Annotated in this window: 1 protein-coding gene (cut by a window edge); it reads right to left on the bottom strand. The window is 67.9% G+C overall.

Annotated elements, in window-relative coordinates; genetic code table 11:
* On the bottom strand, positions 1-21,192 hold part of the coding region annotated (locus BRO63_RS23455; protein WP_179215198.1) for a DUF4347 domain-containing protein (this coding region is incomplete at its 3' end). Its footprint begins 6,000 nt before the window's first position; 21,192 of 27,192 annotated nt are visible.

The following is a 21,192-nucleotide window of genomic DNA, read 5'->3' as shown; positions in this document are numbered from 1 at the left end:
GACGCCGTTCGCGCCGCTACCCGCCACCAGCCCCAGATATCCCAGGATCTCGGTGCGGGCGTTGCCGTTCAGGCTGTTGTTGTACGCCAGGCGCACCAGGCGCTGGCCGTCGACGGCCGCCTGCAAGACCGCGGCATACTCGGCGGCCGTCATGCTGATCGCCAGGTACTGGCCGCCTTCAGCCTGCGTGCTCAGGTAGGTGCCCGCGCCGCCCAGCGTCACGGTGGCGGTCTGCAACGAACGCACGCCGGACCAGTAGCTGTCGTATTGCGCCAGTTGCGCCCGCAGTTCGGCCAGGATCTTGGCCGTGACCGTGGGATAGGCCTTTTCCGTCGCGGTGCGCGTGTCGGCCAGTTCGCCGTCCAGCAGCGAGCCGCCGTTCAGGCTGATGTGCACGCCGCCCAGCTCCGCATACACGGCTGCCTGCGGGTTGCTCCAGTTCACCGGTTTGACCAGCGTGAGGTCGGCGTTCAGGACGTTCTGCGCCAGATAGATGCTCTTGTCGGCGCCGGCGGGGCCGCCCGCCAGGCCCGCCTGGGCCGCAAAGCCCTGGCGCGCATGGATGACCAGGGCCTTGGACGCCGTGCCGATGGCACCATAGCCGGCGTTCAGTTCGATCCGGTTGCCCGAGACCACCGTATCGTTGCCCGCCGAAGCGTGGCTGAAGATGCCGTTGAGCGCTTCGATGTAGACCGTGCCCGCCGACGAGGCGACTTTCTTCAGCGCAGCCCAGGAACTGGCGCCGCCGTCCGAGAAGTAGTTCAGGCGGATGTCGTCGCGCGCCTCGGCCCGGGTATAGCCCTTGGACCCCATGATGTTCAGGGTGATCTCGCCGCCCAGGGCGATGGCATCGACGTTGACCACGGCGGATGCGCCGGACGGCATCTGGCCGTTGACGTCGCGCGCCATGATGCCGACCTCGCCCTGCATCGTGATGGAGGTCGGCTTGGAGGCCGACACGGCCTCGATATGCACCGTCTTGCCGTTGCCGACGATCAGGTTGCCGGCCAGCGTCACGTTGCCGTTGCTGCGGATGTAGATGGCGTTATCGCTGTTGCTGGAGCCCAGGAAGCTCAGCGTGATCTCCTTGGATGCCGGCACGTAGAAGGTGAACAGCTCCTGCTGCTTCTTTTCGACCACTTGCGTGAGCGTGGTGGTCTTGGTGCGCAGCCAGCCGCCGCCGCTGGTGTGCGGGCCGTCGTTGCGCACGATCACCCCGGTGTTGAACTTGCGATAGGCCACGCTGAACGCGGACGTATCCAGCGCCGTGCCACCCGACGATTCCAGGCGGTAATGCTTGCCGTCGGGGCCGACGATGTCGCCGTTGGCGTCCTCGACCAGGCTCTGCGTGCCGCTGCCCTCGATCGTGGTCGGCAGCAGCGCGTCGTTCAGCTTGCCGCTGGCCGCCAACTGCTGTCTCAACGCGTCCGGCACCGAATTGATGCCGTCGTAGGCCAGGACGGTGGACACCAGCACCGGGCGCGGCGTCTCGTAGACCGTCACCGGGCCGGACTTGGTGGTGTCGTTGTCCGTCAGCCAGCCCAATGGGTCCCAGTCCCCGAACAGGTTGAAGCGCTTGGTGGTGTAGACCGTGGTGGTGGTCTCTCCCGATGTCCAGCCCATGACCCAGACCATCATCTGGCCGGTCTGCGGCTTGTATGACAAGGTCAGCGTCCGGCCATCCTGCAGCGTGCCGGCGGAGTTCTGCAATCCCGCCGCGCTGCGCTGGCCGGAGCCATTCTCATAGACCCAGATCCAGCTCAGCGCCAGGGGATCCGCCGGGTCCGGCGTGACCTGCACGAACTTGTTCCAGACCGTGTGCACGACGTTGTTCAAGCCTTGCAGCTCGTACAGGTCCTTCTGCCCACGTGACGTATCGATGATTTCGATGCGGCCGCGGCGATAGGTGCTGACGTCGATATCGTGCGTCACCAGCGCATAGGTGGTCTGGTTGTCGATATGGACCGAGGCGTAGCCGTTGGCTACGACCAGATTGCCGTTGCCCACCGACACGATCTGCCCGGTCAACGAAATGCTGCCGCCCGCCAGCCTGATCGGGTCCAGGATGATGGTCTGCGTGGCGTAGTCGAAGCGGCCCGTGATGGCGCCATAGCGGTTCAATGAACCGTCCGCGCTGAACGATACGCCGTTGATGGCGTAGCCATTGCCGTCCTGCAAGGCCTTGTCCTGATCGCCGCGGAACGAGCTGTCGATCTTGATGTAGGCGTCGGTCACGCCGCTCTGGATCTTGCCGTCGATGTTCAGCGTCAAGGCCGAAATGCTGATGGCGCCCAGGGCGAAGATGCGCGAATCCCGCGCCGCCGGATTGTCGTTCAAGTACTTCGAGAACGGATCGAGCTTGGTGTACCCCCACTTCAACAGGACGTTCTGCATCGTGTCGTCGATGCCGGTGCTGGCGCCGCTGTTCTTCAGGGCGTTGATGACGCTCTGCCACTTGTCGTTCAGGAACGTGGGATCGACGCCCGAGTTGTACCAACCTTCGCTTTGCAGGCTGAAGTTGCCCTTGGCCACGATATCCAGGCTGAGCGCCTGGATGGTTCCCGACACGTTGATGCTGCCCAGCGCGTTGATCACCGACACCTTGCCCAGCGGGTTGACCACCGCGCCCATCAGGCTCAGGTCGACCGGCGCGTTCGCAATCATCTTCGCCACGCTGTTGGTCGGATCGTCAGGATCGTTCAACGCTCCGCCGAAGGGGTCCGGGGCCCAGCCGTTCTTGATCTGGCTGATGCTGACCTCGGCCGTCTCGGCGCCCGACGCGCCCATCACCGACACGTCGTTGACGTACAGGTGTCCGGTCTTGAAGACCTTGAGCTGGCCGTCGGAACCCGGGCGGATGATGGTACCGTCCAGCACGACCGCGTCCCTGACGTTCATCAGCATCGGCGAATCGTTGACGATGTTGATCTGGGTGTTGGCGCGGGCGTCGATGCCCGACCGGTACACGCCGCCGATGTCGGTCGCGTTCACATAGACCGAGCCGCCGGACGCATACATGTCCGGCATGTCGATGAAGAAGGTGCTGAAGGAATCCAGGTAGCGGATCTGGCCGTTCTGCAGCTTCACGCCCATCTGGATGCTTTGCAGCTGCTGCTGCAAGGCGGCGATGTTGGCCTGATAGCGCGCCACGGCCTGCGGGTTCGAGGCATGCTCGGCCTGCATCCGCGTCAGCGTGCGGATCTGCTCGCTGATGACGTTCTGCTGGCTGGCGTAGCGCAGCGTGGGCTGGGCGATGTCCACCGTCTTCAGCACGAAGTACAGCTTGCCGACGTTGCCCGCAGCGGTGCTGCCGAAGTTCGACTTCAGGGCATCGCCCACCTGGGCGGCAGTCGGATTGCTCAAGTACATCCAATAGCTGCTGTTGGCGTAGTCCTCGGCCGCCAGATCCAGGTCGCGGCTGTTCGGGCTGTTGTAGCGGTAGTAGCTGCCGTTGTGCTCGATGATCATCCCGGCCGTGACGTTGACCTTGATGTCGCTGGCGCTGAACGCCGTCAGCTCATAGCGCACGTCGATATTGACCGTGCCTGGCGCTCCGTCCAGGCTGGTCTTGCCCGCGCCCAGCAGTTTCTCCAGGATCGCCTTGACCGCGGGCGAATTCGAGTCGAACCGCAAAGGCGCTCCCGCAGCGGGCAGCGTGGCGCTGGTGTAGCCCAGTTGCTCCAGCAGTTCGGCCGGGATGACGAACAGGTTGGCCGCGTTGTTCACGCCCGCGATGATGCGCGTGGCCGCACCCGTGGCCACCCTGCTGGACGTGGTGTCCACCACGCCGTCGGCCAGCTTGACCGTGGGATTCAGGTTCAGGCCGATCACCTGCACCGAACCGTTCACGCGCGCCTGGTCCAGCTTCGAGGGATTGGTCTCCAACCGCACGTTGCGCTGGGCCTTGAGCACCGAACCGTTGGCCGCCACGCCGTCGATCAGCACGGTGTTGATCTGGCGCGCCTTGGCGCCGCTGTCCACCGCCGGCACCTGCGCGATGCCCACCAGCGTGAACGACACGTTGTCGTTGGCCAGCAGATAACCGGTCGACAAGGGATCGGTCGCCTTGCCGTTGCCTGCCAGCGCCAGGATGTTGTCGCCTTCGATCGAGGCGTTGTCGATCTGGATGGCGTTGCGTACCGTCAGGTTGTTGTTGCTGTCCGACTTGCTGAAGCTGGACACGGAAACCACCAGCAGATCGCTGACGGTGGTGGTCACGCCGCGCGTGTTGGCGGCCATGACCACGTCGCCGAAGGCATTGCGCAGGAACGCGCCGTTCACCTTGACCTGGGCCAACGCGCCGTCGGTGCTGAGCTTGTTGGTAGACAGCGTCACGGACACGCCCGCCACGCCGGTGATCTTATTGCGTTGGGTGTAGATGATGTCGTTGGTCGCGACCAGATCCAGCATGCCCGGCGTATCGAAATTGCCCCGCGCCTGCACCACGGTCATGCCCGCCGTATCGATGGTGCTGTTGGCCTGCCGCGCGCCGCTGACGGTGATGCTCGACTCGGGCTTGATCGTCACCGTGTGCCTGCTGACGTCGGCGCCCGCCACCCTGACCGAATAGCCGCTCAGGGTGGACGTGCCGCGCACGGTGTTGTTGCTGCGGATGTCCAGCTTGTTGCCGGTCACATGCGCGCCGCCGCTGATGTCGATGCCGGACTTGCCGCCCAGGTCGACGTCGACCTTGCCTTGCCGTCCTGCCACCAGCGCGATCGTGCCGGCGTCCATCTTGATGTCCACGGACTGCACCTGGTCCGCCGTGATGCTCAGCAGAGTGCCGTCGATGCGGGCGTTGTTGCCGATCTGCACGCGCGTGTCCAACGAGGTCGTCAGCGAGGCGCTGTCTATCGATACCGTTACGCCGCCCACTTCCAGCGAACGGGCCTCGGCCAGCAAGCCGGCCTCGCCGTTGCGCTCCGTGGTTGCCTTCGCGGTCACGCCGATGATGGCGCCCTGCAGCGTCGCATTGTCCACCGATGCCTTGAGCGAGCCGCCCAGGCGGGTTTCGGCGCTCATCACGCCCACGCCGATCACGCCACCGGTGATCGCCTTCGAATAGGCGCGGCCATAGTACGTGCCCTGGGCGTTGATATTGACCATGCCCGGGGTCTCGCCCAGGCCCGGCGTGGTCGCCGACAGGCCCCGCAAGACCGCGCCGTTGCGCGCTTCGGCCAGGGTCGTCGTGGCGATGTCCACCAGCGCCTTGTTCACGTTGACGGCCAGCCCGGTGGTGGCCGCTACGCCGGCCGTCTGGGTCTGGCCGAAGTCCACGCTGACCAGCGCGTTCAGGTCCACCAGCGGCGCGCTGACGGTCGTGGCGTCCACGGCCGCCGTGGTCGTGTCGCGCGCGATGTTTTCGGCAATGCCCACGCCGATCGCCGCGCCCACCATGCCCACCGCCACGCTGACTTGCGTCAGGTCGATATCGGCGCGGACCTGGGTATCGGCCTTGATCTCGACCTTGCCCAGCGCTCCCACCTTGCCTGCGCCCGAAATCCGCGCGCTGACGTTGTTGCGGGTGTTGTTGGTCACTCGCACCCCTGCGCCCGCGGCCGCGATGCCACCGCCCACCGCCACCGAGGCGGTGACCGCGTCCAGGCCCCTGAAGTCGGTCTTCTCGACCGCCACCACAGAGACCGCGTCTTGCGCGCCGACGTTCTTGCCGTTGGCCGTATTGATATAGGCGCTGACCTCGTTGGCCGCCACGCTATCCACCAGCGTCACGGCCAGGGCCAGATTCAAGCCGAAATTGCCCGGCACGGGCAGCGACGCCGCGACGGCCACGCCGTAGGCGGCGGACTTCAGGATGCTGCTGCTGTCCTGGGCGCGCACGTTCACGGACCCGGCCCCGCCTGCAATGCCGGCGATGGCCTGCGTACCGGCGATATAGGCCGAGGCGGTCGTGGCAAAGCGGTTGCTGACCTGCACCCCGGACCCGGCGGCCGACCCGCCGAAGCCGGCCACCGCCACGCTGCCGGCGAAGTTGACGCTGGTCAGCGTTTCGCTGGACGTGGCCAGCACGTCCACATTGCCGCGATTGACGGCGATGGTGCTGTTTTCGATATAGGCCAGCGCGCGGTTGGCGCGGCTCACGCCGTCGCCGGCATGAACGCCGAAGGTGTTCCGGGCGATCGACACCCCGATGCTGGCGCCCAGGCCCGCGCCGGTGGCGCTCACCGACACCGCGCCGGTAACCGCCTTGATGCTGGAGCTGTTGTCCGCCTTGACCGACACGCCGGTGCCGGCCGTAATGGAGGACCCGCTGATATAGCCGCCCACGTCGTTGGCGACCGTCTGCGTGCTCTCCGCTCCCGCGCCAGACACCGCCACGCCCCCAAAACCCGCGGCCACGGACGCAGCGACCGACACGCCGTCCAGCGTCGCCGTTTCCCTGGCCGACACCGCCACGGCGTCCGACACGTTCAGCGTCGACCCGGTCACGGAGGATTGCACGCTCATGGCGGCGACGTTGCGTGCCACCGAGGCGCCCACCGACAGGGACCCGCCCTGCATCGCGAACGCCAGCGACGCGCCAATGGCCTTGGCCTCCAGCGTCGTGGTGTCCTCGGCCGTGATGGCCGCCCGTGTCATCTGAGCGCCCGCGCCGGCGCTCAGCACCGAGTTCGACAACGCCGCCTCGACCGCGCCCAGCGCCTTGTTGCTGGCCAGGGCCACGCCCACCGACAGCGCCAGCCCTTGTGAAGTGCCCGCCAGGCTCGCGCCCGCGGCAGTCGCCTTGAGCGTGGACTGGTTCGACGCCTTGATGTTCAGGCTTTCCGCGCCCCGCACGTTGGGGTCGGCCTGCGTCAGACCGTTGACCTCGGCGCGCGTGACGGCGCGGGAGGTGTTGTAAGCCGATGATCCGGCCGCGGCGAGCGCCGCCCCTTGGTACGCGATTCCCACGGCGCCAGCCACGACTACCGCTTCCAGCGTCTGCACGGTATCGGCAGTGACGTTGATGGCGCCCAGGTGGAACACGCGGGTGTTGACGAGGCTGGCGCGCGCGCCTGCCGCCTGCGTAATCTCATTCTCGGCCAGCGAAGCGCCGATGGCCAGCGAGCCGCCCGCGGCCGTGAACGCCACGCTGGCGACCACTACCGTGGCCTTGATGGTGCCGCTCATGTCGGCGTCTATCGTCAGCGCATTGGCGCCATTGCCGCTGACGCGCGAGTTTTCCATGATCGCCACGGCGGACGAGCCGATCACGTTGCGCGCATCGGCGCCTCCGCCCGCCAGCGAAATTCCGCCTAGGCTGACGCCCGCCGCGATCGACACCGCCACCGCGACGGTATGGATGTCGGCCTTGCTGTCGGCCTTGACGGTTATCACCGGCGCGCCGGTGAAATTCACGCCGTCGACCTTGGCCAGCGTGTCGTTGGCGATCTCGTTCTGGGCCAGCGACACGGCTACCGACAGCGACGCGGTCGCGCCCAGCGACACCGCCACGGAGATCGCCACCGCGGCGATCGTGCTATCGATGCGCGACTGATCCGTCGCCATGACGGAAACACTGGCGGCATTCCAGGCGTGGGCCTGGCCCTGATCGGTGATGCGGGCGGTAATGGCGGTCTTGATCTTGTTGACCGCCCTGGCGCCCGCGCCCGCGCCCGATACCGCCAGGCTGGCGCCGTCGACGATGGGCGGCGCGTAGGCCACCGACACCGCCACCGCGCCCGCCACCACCACGGCGTCTATGCTTTGCTGCCGGTCGACGCTGCCGTCGGCCTTGAATTTCACATTGCTGGCACCCACCGCGACGGCGCCCGCGGTCACGGTGCTGCGGTCGATCGACGCCCCGATCTCGTTGGCCGGCCGGCCCGCGCCCAGCGCGACCACCTGGCCGGCGCTGTTGACCTCGTAGCCGATGACGTTCTCGGCCATCGCCACGCCGACGGACGCCGAAGCGGCGGCGTAGTGGCTGACCGAGACCGACGCGGACATGCCCAGCACCACCGCGTTGATCTGCGACAGGCCCAGGGCCTGCACGTCGAGCGCGCCCTTCACGCCGCCCGAACCCTCCGTGCTAATGAAGGCATCCGAGATACGGGCCTGCACGCTGCCCGAGATGACATTGCGTGCCAGCGCGCCCCCTCCGCCGATGGCGGCATTGGCGCTGTCGCCCACAGACACCGCCACCGAGGCGCCCAACACCACCGACAGGATTTCCGCCTGCTGGCTCGCACTGACGGACAGTCTGGCTCCTGCCGTCTGGATGTTGCCGCCGCGGATATCGGCGTGCACCGTATTGAAAACCTTGTTGACCGCGACGCTGGTGCCGACCGCGATCGCCACGCCGGCGCTGCCGGCTTGCACACTGACCGCGCCGCCCACCGCGATGGCTGTGATCGTGGCCCGGTCCGACGCCGATACCGTGACGCCCTGACCCGTGCCATTCGTCCAGATCACGGAGTTTTCGATCAGCGCACGCACCGTCGTGCTGATTTCACTGATCGCCACCGACACGCCCACCGACGCGCCCGCGCCCATGCCGCCCGCGGAAACCGCCACCGCCAAGGCACCTGCGACGGTCACGATGCTGCCCGTGTTTTCGGCGTTGACGCGTACGTCCCCGGCAATATATCCATTGTTCAGCGGGACCACATTCTTCAGCGTGGCCTCCACCGATCCGCCGATGGTATTGCCGCTGCCCGCGCCGGCGCCCGCCCCGGCAAATCCCTGTCCCACGGCGACTGCCGCCGCCACGCCTATCGATACCGACACGATGCGCGATTCGTTGATCGCGTCCACCGCGATGCCATGCGCCGAACCCAGGGCTGTGTTCAGGCTGCCGTTGCCCGCGCTGCTGCCGTCGATATAGGCCCGGGTCTGATTGTTGACGGCATTGTGGGTAGCCGACACGCCGGCTGCGATGCCCGCGCCGCTGCCTGGCGACACCGCCACGCCCAGGCCGCCGGCCACGGCCAGCACATAACCGTCGTCGCGGGCCTGCACGGCCACGCCCGGCGCACCGCCCGCCGACAGCGCCTCGACCAGGCGCGCGTTGCGGATGCCGGCCTCGTTCTTGCTGTTCAGGCGGTTCACCGACACCGCGCCGCCCACCGACACCGCCGCCGTGCCCACGGCCACGCTGCCCGCCACGGTCACGTTATGGATCTGCCCCTTGAAGAGCGAGGCCACCTGCACGTGCGCGCCGCGCACGGCGCCTTGCGTGTCGCGGATCTGCGCCGAGATCGAATGCTCGCGCGCGTTGCCCGCGGGCGCGCCGCCCAGATAGTTGTAGGACAGGCTGGCGCCCACCGCGACGCTCGCGCCCTGCGATCCCAGCCCCAGCGCCACCGCGCCCGCCAGGCTGTTGATGGTGGATTCATCGCTGGCCCGGACCACGATGTCGCCGCCGGCCGCGACGTCCTGTCCGGTCGCGGTCTCGCCGATCTCGGCCTTGATGCTATTGGCAATCCAGTTCAGGACCGCCGATCCGCCAAAGCCCACGTTGGCGCCGGACCCGCCGGCCGCGACCGCGCCGCTGACCGCCATGGTCGAAATCTGCGCGTTCAACCCCGGCGACAGGTCGTCGGGCTTGGCAAAGGCGGCCAGCACCACGATATCGCCGGTGGCCGACAGGGAAGAACGCAGCGCGCCCGCATACACCGTATCGAAGATCTGGTTGACCGCGAACGCCATGCCGGCGGCCACGCGGCCGCCCACCGACACCGCCACATTGCCGGCCAGCGCCGCAATGCTGGCCACGTCGCGCGCGGCGATACGGATATCGCCCGAGGTCGCCGTCACCGACGAGTCTCGGATCTGCGCATGCACCGTGTTCTTGATCGTGTTGACGGCCAGCGATCCGCTTACCGCCACGCCCGCGCCGCCGGCCAGGCCGACGGAGACGTTGTAGATGCTGGCGCGCTCCTCGGCGCGCACCTGCACGGCCTGGGCCTCGACGGTCGCCTGCGCGATCGCCGCGCGCACGTCGTTGCGCATGTCCGCCACGCTCACCGACGCGCCGATGGCGGCCGATGCTCCCTGGGTGAGGGAGATGCCCAGCGCGCCCGTGGCCGTCACGATGCGGCTGGCGTCCTGCGCCGACACCGACACCGCGCCGGCTTCGGCCCGCACCTTCTGTCCGGCCGCCGCACCCGTGTTGTCGATGATGGCGCTGACCTCGGAGCGTGAGATGTTCACGCCCACGGCGCCCGCGCCGCCCAGCGACTTGCCGCCCGCGCCGGCCACCGTGATGCTCAACATGCTGTTGCTCAGCGCATGGCCCTGGGTCAACGAACCGATGTCCAGCGAGATCAGGCCGCCGGACGTGATGCGGTCCACCGCCTTCTGCAGGCTGATGCCGCCCGTGCCCGTGGCCGCGCCCAGCTTCATGGCGATGCCGTCGCGGGCGTTCTCCAGCGAGCTCGCCAACTGATAGCGGAAGGCGCCGCCTTGCGAGGCGTTGATCACGTAGTAGCGCTGGCCATCGACCAGGCCGGCGATATTCGCGCCCTGGCTGCGGTAAATGACCACGTCGCCCGTGGCCAGGCCCGCGTCGCTGGCGAACGAGAAGCTGTTTTCGCCTATGACCTGGCTCTGGGCCGCGGAGGCCGACAACGTTGCGTCGGTCGGCGTGCCTTGGGTGATGCTGGTGTTCTGGGTGCCGTCGCTGCCCGTGCTGGTCGAGGTCTGCGACGTCTGGCGCACCAGGGCAACCTGCGTGAACGCGATCATCGCGTCCGGGTTGACCGGAATCGGCTGGTTCTGCGCGTCCAGCAGCTTGACGCCATTGGCGTCCGCCCGGAAATACTCGTAGCGCTTGGTGCCGGCGTTGAACTCCGACACGTAACCCAGGGTCGCCAGCGCCACCGGCGCGCCGTTCACGTCCTTGAAGCGCAGCGTGGTGCTGTTGACGACTTCGACCACATAGACGTGGTCATTGGACAGGCCGGTGAGCACGCCGTTTGCCGCCAGGTTGACGACCACCTTGTCGCCCGTGGCCAGCCCATGGGCCTTGGGCAGCGTCAGGCTGCCGTCCGGGTTCAGCGCCGCGCCCGCCGGATTGTTGACGCTGAAGCGCTGCAAGGCGCCGCCCACCGCCGCGCCGCTGAAATCAACCAGGTTGCCCTGGCCGTCGCGCAGCTGGAACGAGCGCTGGTCGGCGCTCAGGTTGAACACGTAGTAGGTCACGCCCACCTTGAGCACATCCTTGCCCTGGGCCAGGATGCGATTGGCCAGCACGTCCTCGATCTGGCCGTTGTTGCCGACAGAACCGCTGTAGACGATGGCCGAGCCTTCCTGCACGCCCGCAAACGGCTGCGCCAGCGTCAGCGTCTGCGTGGCGGCGTTCACCGTCACGCCGGCATCCACGCCGTGGAAGGGCTGCAGGTTGACGCTGGTGGCCTCCTGCATGCGCACATGCGCAAAGCCTATGGCCGACAGGTTGGCCACGCTGCCGAATTGCAACGCCTTGCCGCGCAGCGCGTCTTCCTGGGTATCCGCCAGCTGGATGATGGCCTGGCCGGCGGCGGCTTCGCGCCGGATCACGTAGTACACGCGGTCGTTGCGCAAGGCGGTGCCATCGGCCAGCGTGATGTTGCCCGCGCCCGAACTCAGGTAGACGCCGTCGCCGGTCTGCCAACCCGAGAACTCGCCGCCCGTGGCGCCGGCTTGCCCCGGCATGCCGGCGTTGCCGCTGTCGTCCTTGGCGCCGTTGATCACCGCCGCCGCGTCGCCCGTGAAGGTCAGCGTGCTGCCGCCCTGGTCCACGCGGATGTCGCCGTCGCCCACCGGCAACTGGCCACCGCCGTTGAGCTGGGCATTACCGCCCGCGGCCATGGGGTCCACCAGGCCGGCGTATACGTTGACGTTGCCCTGCACCGCATGCACGTCGCTGCGCAGGATGGAAGCCGCGACCTTGGGATTGGCGGCGGCGCCGCCGTTGTCGGCCACGCCCACGGTGGTGACGGCTGCGCCCGAATCGGCCAGCGTCGTATTGTTGAAGGCCAGCAGATTGCGGTCGAAAGCCGTATTGCCGCCCATGATGTTGACGGCCACGGCCAGTCCCACCGCCGCGCCCTGGGTCGCGATCGCGCCCGCCACCGTGATGGCGTAGAGCGCCGAGGCGTCCGAGGCATTGACGCGCACGGCGTCGCCCGAGAAGCCTGCCTGGCTGCCGGCCTTGACGGTGCTGTCGCTGATGCGGGCCTCGGTGGCCGCGCGCATCATGTTGACGTTGACCGCTCCGGCCAGCGCGAACTTCTTGGACAACGCGCCCGCCGCCCCCACCGATACCAGCAACGGCGACGAATGCGCCGACACGTCCACCTTGCCGCTAACGTCCACATCCGCGTGTTCGACCAGCGCGCTGGTGCGCGAGCTGAACTCGTTGACGCTGACCGAGGCGCCCACGGCCACCGAGCCGCCGGCCGTGACCGCGACCCCGCCCGTCACCGCGACCAGCGTATTGTTCTCGGTCGCCTCGACCGTCAGCGACGAGGCGTCGATGCGGCTGCGCGCCGTGACCACGCCGTTGCCGTCGCGGCTGGGCAGCACATAGGCTGCAACGGCCGAGCCGACGCGGTTGACCTGCACCGAGCCCGCCCCCGCGAACTTCGCCTCGCCCATGCCCACGCCCACGCCGACGGCCCCGCCGCCCAGGGACGAGGTGTCTTTGGCGCTGACCTTGACCGCGCCATGCCCGCCGGTGTCCACCGTCGAACCCTGGATGCCGGCCATGACGGCGTTGCCGATCTCGTTGTAGCTGACGGCGATGCCCACGCCCGCCTTCTTGCCTACGCCCGCGGCGCCGGTGACCGCGACCAGCGTGGTCTTGTCCTGCGCCCGCACAGTCACGTCGTGGCTGCCGCTGGCGGCGCCGTTGTAGACGACCTTGCTGTTGACCAGATAGCTTTCGACGCGGTTGGACATGACGTTGACGGATACCGATCCGCCCGCGCCCGTGCCATCGCGCGCCGCGCCCAGCGCGCCCGCGAAGCCCACCGCGACCTGGGTGGATTCCGCCGACACATCGACACGGCCCGTGTACAACAGCTCGGTCACCTGGTGGATGCCCGCCTCGACATTGCTGGTGCTGACATTGACCGCCACCGCCGCGCCCACGCCCGCCTTGCCGTCGGAACTTGCGACTGCGCCCGCCACCGTGGCCAGCACGCTCAGGTCGCGGGCCTCCAGCGTCACGTCGCGCGCACTGACCTTGGCCGCGTTGCCCAGCAGCGCGATGTTGGCGTAGTCCGCCACGCCCACGGCGGCAGAACCGGCCACCGCCACGCCCTTCTGCCCCTTGGCGCCGGCCATGCCGGCGGCGATGGTCACGGCCACGCCGGTGCGCCGCGCAGCCAGCGCCAGATCAGCCGCCACCACCAGTTCGCCCACGGCCAGCACCTGGGCGCGCGCCTCGCCGCCCAGCATGTTCATGCTGTACGCGCCCGCCACGGCCACATTGGACTTGGCCGTATCCGACTGCGCCAGCGCGGCCGAACCCGACAGCGCCAGGCCATGGGTGCCGTTCAGCGCCTCGATCTTGGCGTCCCCGCCTATCGTGATCGTCATGCCGGCCGCGTTAACGTAGCCCTGCGCAAAGTCGTTGACCATGTTCACGGCCACCGCGCCGGAAATCGCCACGCCCGTCTTGGACTGCTGGCTGGCGGCGCCGCCCGAAGCCGGACTGCCCGGCGCCGCGCCCGCGTCCTGCGTCAGCTGTGTGGCCTGGCCGCTCAGTCCTTCCAGCTTGGAGCCGAGGCTCGTGGCCGGCGCAGCGGGATCGCTCGCGCCCTGGCCCGTGGGCAGCTTGATGGCATCGATGCTGGTGCCCGTGCCTCCTGTGCCGCCCGAGCCTCCGGCGCCCGCTCCCGTGCCGCCGCCCGCGCCCGCCACCGGGCTGGACACGCGCGAACCCGCCACGGCCAGATTGCCGACGAAGCCCTTGTTCTCCGCCCGGATCGTCAGCGAAGCCGCCGAGAACGAACCCACCGGCAAGCCCGTGGGCGCGCCGTCGGCCACCCGCAGCGTGTCGCCGATCAGGGCCTGCGTCCAGCGGTTGACGTCATTGATGGACACGCTCATGCCCACGCCCACGGCCTGCGATCCGGCGGCGGCGCCCGCCACCGTGCCGACCCAGGTCGCGTCCGTCGCCTGGATGTCCGCCGCGCCCGCGGCCGCGATCCGCGCGCCCCGGCCGACCTGCGCCAGGGTGGTCGCGCTGGTGGAATTGACCAGCACCACGCCGTTGAGCGCCAGGGTCTTGGCCTGGCCGCCCGATGCGCCCAGCGTCACCGAAACCAGTTCATTGTCCGCATCGACCGTCAGCTTGCCCGAGTTGATCTCGGCCGTGTCGCTGACCACGGCGCGGGTTTCGTGCTTGGCCGCATTGACGTACACCGACACGCCGATGGCCGAGCCTTCCTTGGAGCTGCTGCCGTAGTCGAACCCCTGGTACTTCGGGGTCAGGAAGCCCTTGACCCGGTCCTTGCCATAGCTGTAGCGGCTCTCGGAAGCGCCGCGCGGAGCGGCCTGCTGGAGCGACTTGGCCCCGCCCAGGGAGATCGACGGCAGGATGATGTTGCCCACCAGGTTCAGGCGCTGCGAGGAATTCTCCGCCTGGACTTTCACGTCGCCCGCCACTCCGCCGGCCAAGGTGGTATTGACCTTGCCCGCCACCTGCGCCTGCGTCTTGGTGTCCTGCACCAGCACCGTGAACGCGCCGGACAGGGCCAGCTTCTTGCTCTTGGCCGTGGCGCTGGCCCAGCTGCTGAAACTGGACGAGATGCCGCCCGTGCTGGTCAGCGTGGCCTGCAGATTGTTCAGGAAGGACGCGGCCGCCTTGCCCGCCACCTCTGCCTTGGCCTTGGTGCCGTCGGCTGCGTTCCACTTGGTGTTGATGCCGTCGAACGGGGCGTACAGATTGACCAGCCACAGCTTCATCGGGTCGATCTGGTTCAGCGTGCTGGCGGTGACCGCCACGTCGCCGCCCAAGGTGCTGATGGTGGCCAGCTGGCTGACGGTCGCTCGCGTCGCGACGTTGTCGATGCCGATGACCACGGCCGCCGCCGCGCCGAAATCGGAACCGTCCGGGCCGGGCGCGCGCTCGGGCTGATTGGTCGTCAGGTTGTTCTTCTTGTTCAGGAACGCCTGCTTGTCCGCAATCGCCTGGTCGTCCACCCCGCTCATGATGGTGAGCCGGGTGTTGTATTGCGTCTGCGCGTTGACGGTGACGTCGCCGCCCGCGGTGCTGACCGTGGCCGCCACCACGCCGTTGCCGATGCGGGCGGTCGTGGTGATGTTGTTCATCGACATGCCCAGCGCCGCGCCGACCTGGAACTCGGTGGAGGGGTTGTCGATTTCCTTCTGGATGTCCGAATCGTATTCGGCGCGGTCCGCGGCGTCCTTCTCCTGCTTGATTTCCGTGATCTTGGCGCCAAACTTGCCGCCCCGGCTTTCCGACACCAGCGCGCTGAAGAAGCTCTTGACGTACTGCACGCCCGTGCCGAGGCCGCCCAAGGCGCCACCCACGATGGGGCTGACGGTCTTGGCGATGGCCGCGTTCTTGGCCTCGGTCTGCGCCGCCGTGAGGAAATCGCTGCCGGTGGCCGCGCGGCCGCCCAGGATGGTCTTGACGGCGATCGCGCTGCCGGCGTCCTGCGCCCGGGCCTCGACGGTCACCTTGCCCGCATTGCGCGCCACCACCGTGCCGTCCATGTAGGCTTCGGTGGTCAGCTGGTTGTATGCGAAGCCCACCGCCACGCCCACCTTGGCGTAGCCGGCCTTGTACTTGCCCGTCTCCTTCGACGGATCGATCTTGCCGTCAGTCCCCGTCACTGGCTTGGTGTCGTCGCTTTCGGCCATTGCGCCAGCAGCCGTTATCGAAATCGTGCTCTTGTGGCTGGTCAGCGCCTGGACCGTGACGTCCCCGCCCACGCCGCTGACGGTGGCGGCGTCCGGGTTGGCGGTGTGCAGCAGGCCCGTTTCCAGCCTCGCGCCCGTGCCTATGTGCACGGTGGATTCGCTGATGATCACCGCCACGCCCACGCCTATCACCGCGGGTACCGCGCCCACATGGCCCGGCAGCAGTCCGATCTCCATCTCGTTGGTAAGGTCGGACTTGATCGTGATCGCGCGGGACGCGATCACCGTGCCCTGCACATCGATGGTGGACATGTTCTGCAGCACGCCCACGGCGATGCCGGCGATCTTGGCGACCAGCGGGCTCAGCTTGACCGTGGCCGACGTGGTGGACGTGATGGTCACGTCGCCGTTGGACACCAGGCGCGCCTGCGCGCCGACCTTGATCGACGAGTTGTATTCGATGCCGGCCCAGGCCGCCATGGCGCCCGCGCCGTCCAGGAACTTCATCAAGGCGTCGAAGGCCGAGTTCACGCCGCCCGCCAGCGTGCCCAGCACGCCGCCCTGGTTCGCGCCGTTCTTGATCAACGGATCCAGGTCGTAGTCCTTGCTGTCGATCTTGCTGGTCAGGCTGACGCCAGACCCACCCGTGTCCTTGGCCCACAGGGTCGCGTTGTTGATCGTGATGGCGGCGTCCAGCTTGTAGATCTGGGCTACCGCGCTGCGCCACGGACGGTAGCGCTGCGCCGCCAGCTCGACCGCGCCGGCCGCCAGCACGATATTGGCGCCACTGGTGGCGCCGACAGTGATTTTCTCGCCTTCCAGACGCAGCGCGTAGCCCGCGTCCAGCGTGATGTTCTGCAGCACCGAATACGACTGGCCGCGGATGATGACGTTGCGGCCGCTGACCGTCAGCGCCTGATCCAGCGTGCCGCTGCCGATGTCCAGCACATAGTCCAGCTTGTCCGTGTTCGCGCCCAGCGTCACCCCGGCAATGGTGCCGGTGGTGGAGATCAGGTTCGACAGGGCGGCGCTGCCGCCCAGCGCCATGACCTGCAGGCTGTTGCCGCTGCCGCTGTTGGACGCCAGCGTCACGGTCACGGTGCCGCCGGCGGTGTCCGCCGGCTGTGTCACCACGAACGACACGTTGTTGGTATTGCCCTTGAGCGTGTCATAGCCGCCGCGGGTGGCCAGCGTGACGTCCGGGGTCCAGGCACTGGCGTCCAGCGTGGTCGCGCCGCTGGTGTTGGTGGCGATGACCGTGGCGTCCGAGAACAGCGCGCCTGTGAACGTCACCAGGCTCGCATTGGAGCCGCCGTCGACGTAATGCACATTGCCATTCGACAGCACCGCGCCGACACTGGTATTGACCAACAGGCTGTTGCGCGCCCCCGCTTGCGTGGCGATGCTGTTGCCGGCGCCGGTATTCAGGGCAAGCTGACCGTAATTCACGACGAAAGTGTTGTCGCCGCCGCCCGAGCGGATGGTCGAGTTGGAACCCGCCAGCACGAACTGCGTCTGATGGCCGATGGCGAGCGCGGCACCCGTCAGGACGCCCGCGCCGTTGGAACTGCTTTGCACCTGGCCGGCAGCGATCAGGCCCAGCTTGTAGGCCGCATCCGACAGGCTGACCGTGGAGTTCGACACCGTGCCATCGGCGTTCAGCGCGGCCTGCATGCCGGGCGCCAGCGAGAACACGCCGGAGTAGCCCGCCGCGATCGCGTCCTGGCTGTAGCTGATCCGCAGACGCCCCTGCGCGTCCAGGCTGGCCGTCAGCGCGTACAGATAATCCCAGGGCGTGCTGCTGTCGCTGGCCGGAATCAGCTTGCCGGCATTGGGGCCGCCGGCCGCGATGCGCAGCGGCTCGCCCGCCGCGTCGACCATGATGCCGGCGCCGATGGCGTCCAGCAGATCCTGGATGGTGCGCACGCCTTCCAGGCCGACGTCGACCCGCGCGTTGGCGTGGCTGGGAAACAGGAACGCCAGCGCCGGCCCTTCCGCCGGCGTGTAGCCCGAGGTCAGATCCGACAGGTAGGTCCGCGTGGTCACGCCCGTGTATGCCGTGGTGTCCACGGTGTTGGCGCCGCTGCCTTCCACCACGAAGCGGAAGTCGTTGACGTTGGTGAACGCGCTATTGACCTGCGACGCGCCCGTTCCGATCTTCACCTGGCCGTTGTCCAGGGCCACGTTCTTGCCGCCCGTGGACAGCTCTATCGTGTTCGACCCAGCCGACCCGATCACCTGGGTGGCGTAGGCATTGCTGATGATGAAATAGTTGGACAAGCCGGCGATGCCATCCAGCACCGCCGTCCCGGCAAAGCGCGAGGTATCGACCCAGTTGCCGTACTCGCCGCTGACGACGCGCACGCTGGAGATGCCGGCATAGGTGGAAGCAGTGGCCTGGGACTCGTTGGCCGCGCGCTGGATCCAGCCGGTGGCGCCCGTCTGCTGGAACGCCACATAGCCCACGCCGCCGCTGGCCGCCATCTGCGACTGGTAGCCCGCGCCGTCCGTGCCCGTCAGGCCGTCCGCCGCCACCACCAGTTCGGTGGCCGCATTGGCGCCCGTGCCGCCATGCAGGTTGTAGCGGCCGCCCAGCAGCATGACCTGGTGCCGGGTGTTGTCGCCCGAGCCCGCGCGGATCACGCCGCCCGCCATCAGGCCGCTGACCAGCACCGTGTTGCCGCTGAAGGCCGACGCGTCGATCAGCGTCGAGCCCAGGCCGCCGTTCAGGCGCGCGTCGCTGAAGGCGCCATGCAGCGTGTTGCTCAGAGTCGGGACCGGCACCCCGGTCACCAGGGGCGTGCCGTCGGAGGCGTAGCTCGCCGACAGCAGACTATTGGTCAAGTTGAAATTCCACTGGCCGTTCTCGTCCAGCGTGTTGCTCTGCGCGCCCGCCTGCGCCCACAGTTGGTTCGCGCCCTGGTAGCCGGTAAAGGTGTTGTGGCCGAGGCCGCCCAGCAGGACGTTGGCGCCCGCGCTGCCGATCAGGGTCAGGTCGCCGCGGTAATTCGTGCCGTCCAGCGTGACGCTGGTGGCCGCGTGATTGCTGCTGCCCGCCGCCGCGGCGGCGTCGATGGTGCGATAGTCCTGCAAGGTCACGGCGTTCACGCCGCGCAGGGTCACCGTGCTGGCGGCGCCCGCGCCCGCAGGCGTGTTCGTCAGCGTGGCCGAGGTCTTGTCGCCACTGAGCGCGGCGTCGCTTTCCACGCCCGCGATGTATTCGGTCGCGCCGCCCGCGGCCAGGTTGCCGATCACCAGATCGTTGCCGCCGCCGCCGCTGACGCGGTTCTGCCCGCGGCCATTGGCCACGGTGATGATGTTGTCGCCGAGGCTGCCGACGATGTCGTTGCCGTACTCGCCGCCCGCGCCGATGATGTTGCTGATGTTCAGCACTCCGCCCAAGCCGCTGGCGTCGTAGAGACCGGTATTGCCGTCCTGGAAGTTCAGGTTGACGGTGACGTTGTCTTCATAGGCCGAGTAATCCAGCGTGGTCCTGCCCGCCACGCCGAAGAACATCTGCACATCGAGATTGCTGACCAGCGAGGTCGCCAGGCCGTTGACGCTGCCGTCGGCCGCCACGCCCGCGCCCATGAAGACGCTGATGCCCCCGCCGGTCTGCACGCGGGCCGTGACGTCTGCGCCGAATTGGGAAAGATCCAGTGTGTTGCCGCTCTGGCCGGCCTGCTGGGTCAGGTTGAAACCGAGGGTGCCGGCGGCTGCGATGTAGGTATTGCCGCCGCCGCTGCCCTTGATGATGTCTTGCGAGCTGTTGATCGTGACCGTGGTGTCGCCCACCACCGTGATCCTATTGCCGCCCTGTGTGGAACCCTTGACGCCGCTGATCGCCCGCACATAGCCGAACCCGGTCGGCGGCGGCGGCGGAATCTCTTCGCCATTGGAGTCCGCCGTGGGGCCGGACAGGTCCACCGTCACGCCGGTCGCATAGCCGCTGTAATCCAGTATGGTCTTGCCGCTCTGGGCGGTGCCGATCAGGTTGAAGGTCTTGTCGCCGATCTTCAGGCTTTGCGAGCCATCGGCGGACTTGAACACCACGTTGACGACGCGCTGGGTCCAGTTGTTGCTGGCGTCCACCGTCGAGTACGAGATCTGGTAGGCATCGTTGTTGCTGATGATGGCCGTGACGTTGCCGCGGATGCCCGAGAAATCCAGCGTGTTGTTGCTGTTGTCGTCGTCTTCGTTGCGCACCCAGACGCCGTTATCCAGCTTCATGCCCTGGCGCACTTCGATCGTCGTCACCGCGGCGGTCGAGTTATTGTCGAACACGAACGTGTTGTTGCTGCCATAGCCGATCAAATGATCATTGACCGCCACGCCCTGCAGGGTCGAGCCGCCGCTTTGCAGGCCGGTGGCGCTGGCCATCACGCCGTTCCAGCTGGCGACCGTCACCGTGTTGGCATCGATCACGCCGCGACGGTAATCCAGCACCCAGTCGCCGCCCAGCGCGGCACTGCCCACGGTATGGGTGGCCGCCGCCACGTCGGCGCGCGTGATGGCTGCGAGGCTGTCGACGAAGGCGATGCCGCCGCGGCCGGCCGCCACATTGCAGCCATAGAGCAGGATGTCGCCGTCTTCCGACATGGCGTCGCCCCAGGCGCGCAACTGGTCCTTGTAGGCGTCCAGCTGGCCCGAACCCAGCGTGGCCGTGCCCAGCGTCAGGGATCCCACGCTGCCATGGCTCATGATCTGCACCGCGGCCAGGTCCCGGTGCTGGCCCAGCACCTGCGTAATCTGATCCACGCCGTCGTAGCGGCCGTCCAGCACGATGATCTCGGTGTCGTGGCTGCGCAGCACCTGCAATTGCGGGCCATCGCCGGTGGGCCTGGCCAACCCGTCCAGGCCTTCGGTCTTGCCGCTGATCAGGCCATACAGGCCCTGGACGATCTGCTCGGCGTTGTCCACCGCCGGGTCCACGAAAATGATCTGGCGCACCGGCGTCTGTTCGGAGTTCGTGGTGTAGCCGGGGATGTTCACAGCCGGCTTGGCCTGGCTGGACTCCTGCCCGGGCAACCAGGCCTTGGCGTCGCCTTGGCGCGTGGCGTTGGCCTTGGCGTACTGTTCCAGCGTCAGCATCTCGCTGTGCTGCGTGACGGCCTTGAAGGCAGCCCGTTCCACCAGGTAGGGATGCGAGCCGGGCGCGCTCGGTTTCTTGCCCTGGGCGCCGGCGGCAGGATCGGCCGGCGCCACCAAGGGAGCCTGGTCGCTCGTGGGCGGCGGCGGCGGCACCAGCAGTTCGGCTGACATGAGATAACGGCGCTCCAGCGCCTCGAAGAGCGGCCGCCTGCGGAACAGGGACTGCTGCACCTCGCGGGAGGAACGGCCGGTCCAGAGTTTGCGCGCCAGTTTCTTCATGCTCAT

It is taken from the genome of Achromobacter xylosoxidans (assembly GCF_002192695.1).
Classification (GTDB): domain Bacteria; phylum Pseudomonadota; class Gammaproteobacteria; order Burkholderiales; family Burkholderiaceae_B; genus Achromobacter; species Achromobacter xylosoxidans_C.
This window is presented reverse-complemented; position numbering and strand designations above follow the sequence as displayed.